Source organism: Weissella fangxianensis, assembly GCF_024718545.1.
In the GTDB taxonomy this organism is placed as follows: domain Bacteria; phylum Bacillota; class Bacilli; order Lactobacillales; family Lactobacillaceae; genus Weissella; species Weissella fangxianensis.
Genome location: NZ_JAMXDB010000046.1, coordinates 1 through 12,504, shown reverse-complemented (window position 1 = coordinate 12,504; position 12,504 = coordinate 1). Strand labels below are relative to the sequence as shown.

General features: G+C 38.1%; 10 protein-coding genes. All 10 read right to left on the bottom strand.

Features of this window, described 5'->3' with window-relative positions; translation table 11 throughout:
• Positions 1-525: 525 nt before the first annotated feature.
• The 10 genes from trxA to NGR58_RS09095 all read right to left on the bottom strand — a co-directional run bounded on the left by trxA (position 526) and on the right by NGR58_RS09095 (position 12,181).
• Entirely contained in the window at positions 526-840 is a 315-nt protein-coding gene (gene trxA, locus NGR58_RS09140; protein WP_075269864.1) for a thioredoxin, read from the bottom strand.
• Positions 841-913: 73 nt separating this feature from the next.
• Positions 914-3,301 carry an endonuclease MutS2 gene (locus NGR58_RS09135; RefSeq protein ID WP_258089209.1) on the bottom strand — a complete coding sequence of 796 codons (2,388 nt, stop codon included), beginning with the start codon at positions 3,299-3,301 and terminating at the stop codon, positions 914-916.
• Positions 3,302-3,343: 42 nt separating this feature from the next.
• The gene (locus tag NGR58_RS09130) at positions 3,344-3,883 is read right to left on the bottom strand and encodes a CvpA family protein (protein WP_258089208.1); all 540 of its coding nucleotides are present in this window, start codon (positions 3,881-3,883) and stop codon (positions 3,344-3,346) included.
• On the bottom strand, positions 3,883-4,113 hold the full coding sequence (zapA, locus tag NGR58_RS09125) for a cell division protein ZapA (RefSeq protein WP_115471655.1): 231 nt from the start codon (positions 4,111-4,113) through the stop codon (positions 3,883-3,885). Before zapA ends, NGR58_RS09130 begins: the two co-directional genes overlap by 1 nt.
• 201 nt (positions 4,114-4,314) lie before the next feature.
• Positions 4,315-4,941 (bottom strand): ribosome biogenesis GTP-binding protein YihA/YsxC, encoded by a 627-nt coding sequence (gene yihA, locus NGR58_RS09120; protein ID WP_258089207.1) that lies wholly within the window; start codon positions 4,939-4,941, stop codon positions 4,315-4,317.
• Positions 4,942-4,953: 12 nt separating this feature from the next.
• Positions 4,954-6,201 (bottom strand): ATP-dependent Clp protease ATP-binding subunit ClpX, encoded by a 1,248-nt coding sequence (clpX, locus tag NGR58_RS09115; protein ID WP_258089206.1) that lies wholly within the window; start codon positions 6,199-6,201, stop codon positions 4,954-4,956.
• A gap of 131 nt (positions 6,202-6,332) precedes the next feature.
• Entirely contained in the window at positions 6,333-7,622 is a 1,290-nt protein-coding gene (tig, locus tag NGR58_RS09110) for a trigger factor (RefSeq protein WP_258089205.1), read from the bottom strand.
• 243 nt (positions 7,623-7,865) lie between these two features.
• Positions 7,866-9,053, bottom strand: a complete 1,188-nt coding sequence (gene tuf / locus NGR58_RS09105; protein ID WP_258089204.1) for an elongation factor Tu — start codon at positions 9,051-9,053, stop codon at positions 7,866-7,868.
• 201 nt (positions 9,054-9,254) lie between these two features.
• Positions 9,255-10,178, bottom strand: coding sequence for a hypothetical protein (locus tag NGR58_RS09100; protein ID WP_258089203.1), 924 nt, complete (start codon positions 10,176-10,178; stop codon positions 9,255-9,257).
• 116 nt (positions 10,179-10,294) lie between these two features.
• Positions 10,295-12,181, bottom strand: coding sequence for a ribonuclease J (locus NGR58_RS09095; RefSeq protein WP_258089202.1), 1,887 nt, complete (start codon positions 12,179-12,181; stop codon positions 10,295-10,297).
• Between the last annotated feature and the right edge of the window lie 323 nt (positions 12,182-12,504).

The window sequence follows — 12,504 nt, the reverse complement described above, 5'->3', positions numbered from 1 at the left end:
CCAGGATCAAACTCTCATTTTAAAAGTTTGAGTATAACTCAATTTGTTGTTATTTGTTTAACAGAAGTTAAACGAATTTATTAGTGAATTGACTTCACAAATGTTTTGTATCAAGTAAATTACTTGACGACCCTACACATTTGTTTCATCGAAACGATATTCAGTTTTCAATGATCAACAGTTGTTGTCTCGCTGACAACTCAATCTATATTACAGAAGTCAAGCTGGGATGTCAATAACTTTTTTATAGGAATTTATTAAAAACATATTCCAAAAGGCATAACAGACAACTTAATCTATAATACACACGTTTTTAATTAAAGTCAATAAAAACTTTAATGATATGCTATATCATCGTTTTTATTCAAAGATGCTTTAAAAAGCGTGCTTTATTAATATACTGCTAGGCGCATGCAACGTCAATAGTTTCTATTAAATTACCCAATAAATACCTCATTTCCTATTAAAAAAGCTATCAATCAGCATTTTTGCCGATTGATAGCTAAATTTAAAGACCACTTGCACTTAATCTAAATGCTTAGCCAAAATTGCCTCAAGTTGATGTGCTGGTGTAAAACCTGTCAAACGCTCAACTACCTCGCCATCCTTTTTAACTAGTAATGTTGGGATAGCCATGATACCAAATTCTTGAGCTGTTGCTGGATTTTCATCAACATCCATCTTCGTGAATTTCACGTTATCCATTTTTTCTGACACTGTCTCAACAACTGGTGATTGCATACGACAAGGGCCACACCAAGTTGCCCAAAAATCAGTAATTGTCACGCCAGAGTTTGTCTCTGCCACGAAGTTATCATCATTAATATCTGTTACAGCCATTAAAATCTCTCCCTCTTAATACTTATTTATTGTTAGTATAAACTCTGCTAACTAATTTGTCGATAGATGTGCCTTAATTAAATTGCACATAAGTGGCCCCTTGATCAGGACCCGTAAATTTAAACGATTCAATTTGGCGGTGTGAGCGAAGATATTCCTGGACACCTTTACGAATTGCGCCAGTTCCCTTACCGTGGATAATTTCAACAGATGACAAATTATTTAATAGTGCCTGATCAATAAAACGATCTAATTCAGCCATAGCTGGCTCATAACGAACACCACGTAAATCTAATTTTGCTGATGCTTCAGCGCGATTTGTTGCCTTATTTGTATTAACATTTGAAGTTTTACGACGTTTATGCTGTCTTGGCTTTGGATCATTTGTTGGCGCTTTGTCCTGCTTTTCAATTTTTTCACCAGCCAACACCATTTTTAAAATACCCATTTGCACTTCAAATTTATTATCCTTCAACTGGCGCACAATCGTTCCTTGCTGACCATACTCACGAACAAGGACTGTATCCCCCACCGAAAGTGGGGCCTTCTTAGCTTTTTTAGCCTTACGTAAAATGCGATTATTGGTTACGGATGGTTCTTCATGCATAGCATTTAATGCACCCTTGGCATCCATCAGCTTATTTTCTTTAATAGTTGCACCATCACGAGCCATCTTATGTAAATCACTAATAATTTTGTCCGTTTTACGGCGAGCATCAGCAACAATATGATTAGCTTCTTTCTTGGCGTCTTCTACTGTTTTAGCACGCTGTTTATCAATGGCCTCAAGTTTCGCCTCATAATCATTTTTCAATTGACGATTTTCAACAACTTTTTGGGTCAACTCAACTTGTTGTGTCAAAACAGCATTTCTTCTGGCAACCAAATCAGCAATCATGTCGTTTAACTCTTGCGAATCTTCCGACGTTAATGAAGACGCACTATTAATAATAGTATCAGATAATCCTAGTCGCTTAGCAATTTCAAGGGCATTTGAACGTCCTGGCACACCAATTAAGAATTTATAAGTTGGTTGTAGAGAATCAACGTCAAATTCCATAGATGCATTAGTTGTATCCGCTCGGTTATAACCATAGACTTTTAATTCGGGATAGTGTGTTGTAGCAACAGAGTAAGCTCCTGTTTCACCTACAGCGTCTAAAATAGCCATCGCCAGAGCCGCTCCTTCTTGCGGATCCGTTCCTGCTCCTAACTCATCAAACAAAACTAGAGAATCCTTATCCATTTTCGACAGAATATCGATTATATTCACCATATGCGCTGAAAATGTTGAGAGAGATTGTTCAATTGACTGCTCATCCCCGATATCAGCAAAGATTTCTTTAAATATACCAACGCTAGAATATTCTGCAACAGGAATAAAGAATCCCGACTGTGCCATTATTTGCAATAAACCAAGCGTCTTTAACGTAATCGTTTTCCCACCCGTATTAGGACCAGTTACAATAATCGCACTATAATCTTCACCAATCGTAATATCATTAGGTACCACTTTATCTGGGTCTAGCAATGGATGACGGGCTTTTAATAAACGTACGTGATTTTCTGCACTGAACTCTGGCTCGATAGCCTTTATCGCAACCGCATAGCGTGCCTTAGCATTTAGAAAATCTAGATGTCCCAAGACCTGCGCATTGTTTTCTATATTATCAGCTTCTGGCGCTAGTTTTGCTGATAACTCAATCAACACACGCTCTTCTTCTTGCCGTTCTTTTAAATAATACTCTCGCAAACGATTATTCATATCGACGACATCGGCAGGCTCAATATACAATGTCTGTCCTGTTTGCGATTGATCATGAACAACGCCGCCGAATTTTTGACGATACGTTGCTTTAACGGGCAAAACATATCGTTCATTACGAATAGTTACGATAGGGTCCGACAAATACTGTGCAGTTTTACCACGCGTATAATCCTGCATTTTTTGCCTAATCGCGTTTTCCGTACCAGTAATCGCTTGTCGAATACGGTGCAATTCTGAAGAAGCCTCATCATTCAAACGACCATCTCCATCAATAGCAACATTCACACGTCTCGTTAGCTCTGGTAATAGCACTAATTTATTATAATAAACTGCTAATGCTGGTAAAGCTTCACCACGATCAGCAACTAGATTTTCAAAAAAGCTTCTAATTTGACCAGTTGTAAACAGCACTCGACCAACTTGGGCGAGCTCAGTCCCACTTAACGCTGCATCAATACGTAACCGTTTCATATGGGGCTTAACATCTGCTAACTTTGGAATGCTAATCCCCCCCTCCCAACGAAGGACCCGAGCTGCATCTGCAGTTTCAGCTAACCATTGCTGCATTAATTGTGCGTCAGCCGTTGGCGATAAGTTAAGTAATTCTTTTTCACCTGCCACTGTTGCTAAAAAAGGCTTAACCTGCGCTTTTACCGCATCATATTCTAGTGTTTTTAAAATTTTTGTATTCATTTTATATTTTTACTACCAACTTTCATGATTAAAATAACTTACTTACAATAACCACCAATCATAAACGGCCTCTGAAAGATAAGGTGTATTATTCATTATTCCTTGTGCAACAGCTGAATTAGCCATTTCCTGTGTATACCAAGGAATATTTAGGGTTTGTGTTATTTGTAAAACGAAAAATACTTCAACATAAACAATCAAGCCAAATACAAGTAGCCCACCTATGTGATTTAAAGTACTCAATATTGGTATTTTATTAATAAATCGTAAACTTCGTTCGATGGATTTAACAATCGACATACCAACTAAAATGATTATTGTAAAAGCAATTGCCGATGCTAAAAATTCTCCTGGTTGGCTAGTTGCTGTCGCTGGGACATTAGTGGCCGTCCAATTAGCGACAATGCCATTAACGAACATGTCATACAACCAGCTACCAAACTTATGAGCCAATAAAATGGCAAATGTATAAACAATTAACCTGCCAACCAGCATGGTTAAACTACGGACCAACCCCAAACGATAACCATGAATCATCGCTAAAATTATCAAGATAATGATAATCCAAGAAAAAAGTGTCATTAATTTTCTTTATCCTTTTCAACTTGCATTGTTAATTGATCAGACAAGGCATTAATTGCTAACAAAGTCAGTAATTGATTATCATCCAACTTGGGTGCAGCTTGTTGCATCTTATCTAACTGGGCATTGGCCAAATCAAATACTGCTTTCATATGTGCTTGTGATTCATTGGCAGTGATTGTTAATTCCTTGCCTAAAATTGTTCCTTTAAAACGTGTCTTCTCAGCCATCTTAGTTAGCCTCCATTAATTTATCATTACTTATTAGTATATCAAAAAAATAATTCGGATACAGCCTTAGATACACACCCGTAAAATCCTTAAAAAAAACAGAGGTTGGGACAAAACAAGTGTCCCAACCTCCTTAAGCGAAACGTGTTCCCAAAGGCTAAGTTTTATATAATGCCTTTTTATTCCACTATCATTTTTAAACTATTCAAAATCAGCCGGATCAAATGCACTACCATCTAGCATTCGTGCTTCTAGCCAATCCCAAACGTTATCTTTTCCATACTTAGTTTCTGCTGAAAAAATTTCAAAATCTGATAATTCTTCGTTGAACTGCAAACTTCGTTTTATATCCGCTTCGACCTTATTCCATTTTCCACGAGAAATTTTATCCGCTTTTGTTGCCACAACTAATACTGGTAACCCAATATCATCTGAAATCAACCAATTATACATCTCAATGTCTTCTTTTGAAGGTAGGTGTCGTGCATCTACTAATTGGACGATTCCTTTCAGTGGTTGTCGCTTACGTAAGTATTCGCCAATCATAACAGCAAAATCTTCACGTGCTTTTTTTGACACCTTAGCATAGCCATAACCAGGAACGTCCACAAAAAAAACTTGGTTTTCGACCTTATAAAAATTCAATGTCTGTGTTTTCCCTGGCTGTGCTGATGTTCTTGCAAAAGACTTACGATTAATTAACACATTTGTGAATGATGATTTACCAACATTTGATCGTCCAACAAAAGCAACCTCTGGTAAATCATCTGTTGGATATTGCGATTCCCTTACTGCAGACATCACAATTTCAACTTGATGAACTTCCATCGTTGTACCCCACTATTCTGTGACTAACTCCGGTTCTTCTTGATGTAATACAGCGCCTTCTGTAATTACAACTCCAGTAACTTCTTCACGAGAAGGAACATCGAACATGACATCACGCATAACTTCTTCAACGATCGAGCGTAATCCACGTGCACCAGTTTCACGTTCAATAGCTAAATGTGCCATTGCCTTAAGGGCGTCATCTGTAAACTTCAGATCAACATCTTCCAAAGCCAATAATGCTTGATATTGTTTAACTAAAGCATTCTTAGGTTCAGTCAAAATACGCACTAGATCTGACTCTGTAAGTTCCTCTAAGGCCGTTAAGATTGGTAGACGACCGATAAACTCTGGAATCAAGCCAAAGTTCATCAAATCCTCCGGCAATACTTGTTGCATCACCGACTTATCTGAATTTTGTAATTGCTGTGTTTTAGCATCAGTACCAAAACCAATGACCTTGGCACCAAGACGTTCTTTAACCATCTGTTCAATACCAGCAAAAGCGCCACCAACAATGAAGAGAATATTCGTTGTATCAACTTGAATAAACTCTTGATTAGGATGCTTACGACCTCCTTGAGGTGGCACACTAGCAACTGTACCTTCAAGCATCTTCAACAATGCTTGTTGTACACCCTCACCAGACACATCACGCGTAATCGATACATTCTCAGCTTTCTTAGCAATTTTATCGATCTCATCAATATAAATAATACCAGTTTCAGCTCGTTCAACATCATAATCAGCTGCTTGAACAAGTTTCAACAAAATATTTTCAACATCTTCACCAACATAGCCAGCTTCAGTAAGCGTTGTTGCATCCGCAATCGCAAAAGGTACATTTAGCAACTTAGCCATTGATTGTGCAATGTAAGTCTTTCCAGAGCCAGTTGGTCCAATTACTGCGATATTTGATTTTTGTAGATCAACACCTTCTATACCCGTCTCACCTGTTAATTTTGCATTAACACGTTTGTAATGGTTATAGACAGCCACTGCTAAAGTATGTTTAGCATCATCTTGACCGATAACATATTCATTTAGATTATCAACGATTTCACGCGGCGTCTTTAGTGTTAGCGTCCGTGCTGCTGCATCTTGTTGCATGTCTTCGTTAATAATATCTTGGGCTAGTGCAACACACTCATTACAAATATAAACGCCTGGTCCTGCAATCAACTTTTTGACTTCAGTAGAGGGTTTACCACAAAATGAACAGTATGCAACACCATTCGAGTCGTCAGTCGTATTAAACACTGTCCAACCTCCTATAACTTCTATCCATTAAATTATAATACTGTAAGTATTGTATCAAACTTCCATTACTGGAAAAAGACAAAAAAGGTCAGACTTACGCAAAAGTCCAACCTTTTTATTAAAACCAATATTTAGGCTTCAACTGCTTCAGCAACAATCAAGTCAACAACTGACTTAATTGCAATGTCATGTGACAACATGTCATCTGACAATGCATTGCGGACAGCATCTTCTTCCATATTGTAAGCTTCAGCCAATGACTTCACTTCTGCAGCAATTTCTTCATCAGATGGCTTGATATCTTCAGCCTTAACAATAGCTTCTAATACCAAGTTAGTCTTTACACGACGCTCTGCACCTTCTTCATATTGCTTGTGAAGATCATCTTCAGATGTACCTGTGATTTGGTAGTAAAGTTCTGGTGAAATACCTTGTTGTTGCATTGATGCAAACATCTGGTTCATTTGACGGTGAACGTCTTCATCGATCATTGCATCGGGAATTTCATCACCAACAACCTTGGCGTTGTCAACAGCGGCAGCAACAGCTGCATCTTCCTTAGCTTCTTTAGCAGCAGAAGCTTTTTGATCAGCCAAGCGAGCCTCAACTTTTTCTGTTAATTCTGCTAACGTCTCAACTTCTTCATCAACATCCTTAGCAAATTCATCATCAAGTGCAGGAACTTCCTTAGACTTAACTTCATGAACTGTTACTTCAAAGACTGCCTCTTTACCAGCTAAATCAGCTGCTTGGTAGTCTTCTGGGAATGTGACCTTAACATCTACTTTGTCTTCAGCCTTGGCACCAACTAATTGCTCTTCAAATCCTGGGATAAATGAACCAGAACCCAATTCTAATGAGTAGTTATCAGCTTGTCCACCATCAAAGTGAACACCATCAACTGAACCATCAAAATCGATGACAACAGTGTCACCGTTCTTAGCGGCTTCGTCAACTAAGACAAGTTCAGATTGACCTTGTTGCATGTTTGCAAGTTCCTCATCAACATCAGCATCAGAAACTGATGTATCAGAAGCAGGAACTTCAACACCCTTGTATTGACCAAGTTCAATTTCAGGAGCTAATTCAACTTCAGCAGTCAAGACCCAAGCTTCACCCTTGTTCATTGATTCTGCTTCAATCTTTGGCTGTCCAACAGTGATTGCACCTGTCTCTGAAACGGCTTCTCCATAAACATCTGGTAGAACCTTGTTCAAAGCATCTTGATACAATGACTCTTCACCATACATTTGGAAGAATACCTGCTTAGGCATCTTACCCTTACGGAAACCAGGAACACTGATTTGCTTCTTTACATCGTTAAAAGCTGCATCAATTCCCTTTTCATATACATCAACAGGAACTTCAAACTTGATTGTTCCTTTATTGCCTTCACCTTTAGTGAAAACTGCATTTGCCATGTTTATTCCTCCAATAGTCGCTAGCTTCACACTATTTACGACATAATTTATCTTTACATACCTAATCAGTATATCGGAAACGCATTATTTTGACAATATTATGCCATAAAATATTCCATTTACTGTAAAAACTTCAATTCAAATTATATAAGAATTTTCTTTATAATTCAAAAAAGAGAGTTATTACATCAACAATGCAATAACTCTCTTTTTATAATCATTAACTAAACGACGAATCGTAAATTAGTCTTTGATTTCTGAAACAGTTCCGGCACCAACAGTACGGCCACCTTCACGAACAGTAAACTTCAATCCCTTTTCGATGGCAACTGGTGCGATCAAATCGATATCGAATGTTACGTTATCACCAGGCATAACCATTTCAACACCTTCTGGCAATTCAACTACACCAGTAACATCAGTTGTGTGGAAGTAGAATTGTGGACGGTAGTTAGTAAAGAATGGCGTGTGACGTCCACCTTCTTCTTTGGTCAAAACATAAACTTCGGCCAAGAATTTAGTGTGCGTTTGGATTGAACCAGGCTTAGCCAAAACTTGACCACGCTCGATTTCCTTACGATCAACACCACGCAACAATGCACCAATGTTATCACCGGCTTCACCTTGTTGCATAGTCTTACGGAACATTTCGATACCAGTAACAACTGTCTTACGAATATCTTCCTTCAAACCAATGATTTCAACTTCATCGTTCAACTTAACAGTTCCACGATCAACACGACCTGAAGCAACAGTACCACGACCAGTAATCGTAAATACGTCTTCAACTGGCATCAAGAATGGCTTGTCAGTATCACGCTCTGGAGTTGGGATGTATGAGTCAACAGTATCCATCAACTCTTCGATAACCTTAACTTGTTCTGGATCACCTTCCAAGGCCTTCAATGCTGAACCACGAAGAACTGGAATATCATCTCCAGGGAAATCGTATTCTGACAACAATTCACGAACTTCCATCTCAACAAGGTCAACCAATTCATCATCGTCAACCAAGTCAGTCTTGTTCAAGTATACGACAAGGTAGTCAACACCAACTTGGCGAGCCAACAAGATGTGCTCACGAGTTTGTGGCATTGGACCATCAGTTGAAGCAACAACCAAGATAGCACCGTCCATTTGGGCAGCACCAGTGATCATGTTCTTAACGTAGTCCGCGTGACCTGGGGCATCGATGTGGGCATAGTGACGGTTTTCCGTCTCGTACTCGATGTGAGCAGTGTTAATCGTGATTCCACGCTCACGCTCTTCAGGAGCAGCATCGATTGCGGCGAAGTCTTCTAATTTAGCCAATCCCTTATCTGATAGTACCTTTGAGATTGCGGCAGTCAAAGTAGTCTTACCGTGGTCAACGTGTCCAATAGTTCCAATATTAACGTGCGGCTTAGTGCGCTCGTAATTTTCCTTAGCCAAAAGCTTGTCCTCCTATTATTCGCAGGTTGATTTGAACCAACCTTATTGCTTAGCTTAAGTATACTACACATACCTAATAACTGAAACAACAAGATACGAAAATCTTTTTAATTCTCTATATGAGACTGAAATTATTATATATAAATTCCTTATTTTTGTAAATATTTTTTACTTATTTTTCTTTATATCTACCGTTTTTTTCTAATTAAGTAACGCCATTAGGCTTTTTTGTGCTTTTTTACGCCAAGTAGCTTGACCATCTGGTTCGTTTGGCATAGGATATCCAAAAGTCTCAGCCACTAGTCCATCAACCCAACTTGTGACGTCTTGTACAACAGTTGATAGTTCTGGATAAGCTATCATCAACAGTAAATGAACCTGTTCGCTAAGGCCATGAACCATATCAGCTCCCAAGTCCTTAGCATACTTATCCAATTCATTTAAAATATTATTATAAGTTTCATTTTGTTTGAGCGCTGTTAAATTTGCTGGAATGCACGTTTTTGTCTGTCCGTCTAAATCTAAAAATTCGACCGACTCGTTGGTACTTAGGCGCCTTAGTTGATCTAATACCGTTGTTCGTGAAATCTGTGATAAGAACGGATCGCGCAAAACGAACTTTGCTCCAACCAGATAATCATTTAAAGGTAATTTATTTGCAGCTAATAAACGTTTCTGTTGTTCAAGCGTATTGCCATCACTTAAATGATAAAATTGTCGAGCAATCGTACGAATCGTCTTCTCCTGACTTGTCCGATAAGAATTTTCTGCGTCAGTAACTTCAGACAGCAATTTTTCTTGCCCCCCTTCAGTTAGCCTGGTCAAAAACTCCCACGCATTCAGAAAATAGTGATTATGTAGTGATAAATCTAGATAAATTCTTGCACTCTGCTCGTCTTTTGCATATGAATTTAAATATTCGTCTGCAATCGTCTGTGCTTCTTGATATTGTCCTTGCGCAACTAGTGTGGTCACCAAGAGATGATTGACTTCCTCTGTCTGTTGTAATTGATATGCACTATTTAAAGTATCTAATGCTTGACTAACTAAGTCCTTATTTAGTTTTTCTTTTGCCTCCGCAACCAAGGAAGTGTACTGTTCATTGACCTTTTGATTATTTGTCATACTGAATTCCCTTCTAAATTAGACAGAAAAACGTCTCCTAAACTAAAAAAATTCTCATTCATTTAACTATATTGTTAAACAAAAAAGAATTCTTATCTAAATTACAAACTGATTATTTATTTTGTATCCGCAGTTTGTTTTACCTGCGTATTTGGTTTATGATTTTTTCTTTGCCGACGAGACTTATTCGGCTTATGATTAGCCGCTTTAGCACCGGACTTTTTGTCAGTATTCTTTTTATTAGATTGCTTTTTGACCGCTTTAGCACCAGCCGTCTTATTTTTGTTACCTTGGTGTGATGCTGTCCGACGACGACGGCGACCATTCTGATTTGCCTCCATGATGACTGGCAAAATAACTGGCTTACGCCTTGTCTTTTCATACAAGAATTTTCCTAAAGCATCACGCACTGAGTTTTTCAAATTGCCCCAGTCGAAATCCTTTGTATTCTTAACTCCTTCGGAAACAGTTTGTTCAACCAATTCTGCCGCTTCATGCATTAAATCACGTGACGTCTTTACATAAACGAAACCACGCGAATCAATTTTCGCTGGTGCGATAACCTTTTTCTTTTTACGATCGATTGTAATAACCGCAATAAAGACACCATCCTCAGATAAAATTCGTCGGTCATTCAAAACAATCGAGCCAATATCGCCAACCCCAGAACCATCAATCATTGTTGACGTTACTTGAATCGAGCCACCAAGATAGAATTTTTCACCATTCCAGCGTAACTTATCACCTTTAGCCAGTAAAAATACATGATCATCATCATAACCAACTTGTTCTGCTGCTCGATATGCTTCATTTAAGACACGATATTCCCCTTGGATAGGAATAACGTTTTGGGGCTTCAACAAATTCAACATTAACTGAAAATCATCTTTAGATGCGTGACCCGAAGAATTTCTGTCAGTAGAAATTTGTTTTACCACAGCACCTGCCCTAAATAACATGTCACGTGTTTTCGCAACATATCCCTCCATCGCAGTAGATGGTGTCGTTGTGATAAATACCAAGTCACCAGATTGAATTTTAATATTACGATCATCACCATGGGCAATACGCTGCAAATGACGAATTGGTTCTCCCATACGACCTGTTTCTAAAATAACCGTTTCATCAGCGGGTAACTTTGATAAGTTTTTAAGAGAAACAAACATTTCATTTTCAGGTATAGGTAATATTAACTTTTTCAAACGTAAAGCAGTTCGCACAACCTTTTCTAAATCATTACCTGAGATAACAACTTTTCGGCCAACCTTATACGCTGCATCAACAACCTGTTGAATACGTTGAATATTGGATGCCACTGCGGCGACAATTATACGCCCAGACTTGTGTAAGTGGAAATTTTCTAGGATGTAATCACCTAGTACAGATTCATGATCTGGCGTACCAATGTGAGCCGTTCCAGCTGCATCAGCTAGTAACGCAACAACACCTTTTTGACCAATTTCTGCCAAACGCAATAAATCCGTTTGATAATATGGCAATGCTGTTGTATCTAGCTTAAAATCACCAGTATAAACCACTTGGCCAACTGATGTTTCAATAACAATCCCCAATGATTCAGGAATTGTATGTGTTGTTTCAAAAAAAGAAACAGTCACATTACCAAATCTAACTTCAGAATTCCCTTTCACAATATGATAATCGTCATAGTCTCTTAGACCAGGTTCATTATGAATAGCTAATTTAGCCAATTCAATCGTCAATTCTGAACCAAATACGGGCACTTGCAAATCTGCTAACAGATAAGGCAAGGCACCAATCGAATCTGCGTGACCGTGTGTCAAAAATACACCAGCGACATTATCAGCATGCTCAACTAAATAAGCATAATCCGGGATAACAACGTCCACCCCTAATAAGTCACTTTCAGGATATTTCAATCCTGCATCTAAAATAAATATGTCTTCATCGACCGTCACGGCGTACATGTTCATTCCATTTTCACGTACACCACCAAACGGCATAATGTCTAATGTAGTTGCCATAATCTTCCTATTCTCATTGTATTTCACGGGTTTATTACTTTACCCAACGTTTAAATGTTTAATACAATACTACCACATAAGCGCACACTAGAAAACCAGTAAGTCATTTATCATATTATTAAAATAGTTTAACTTGAAAATAAAATATTATGATATATATAAATAGCACCTATAATCTATACAATAAAAAAGGCTAGTTGAACTGAACCCCGTAAGTTGGAGTAATTTCCAAAACTTACGGGGTTTTACTATGTTTTCAAAAGAAGTACAAATTGAAGCTGTCACAATGTATCTACAAGGTATTCCGCCTTATAAAATACGGA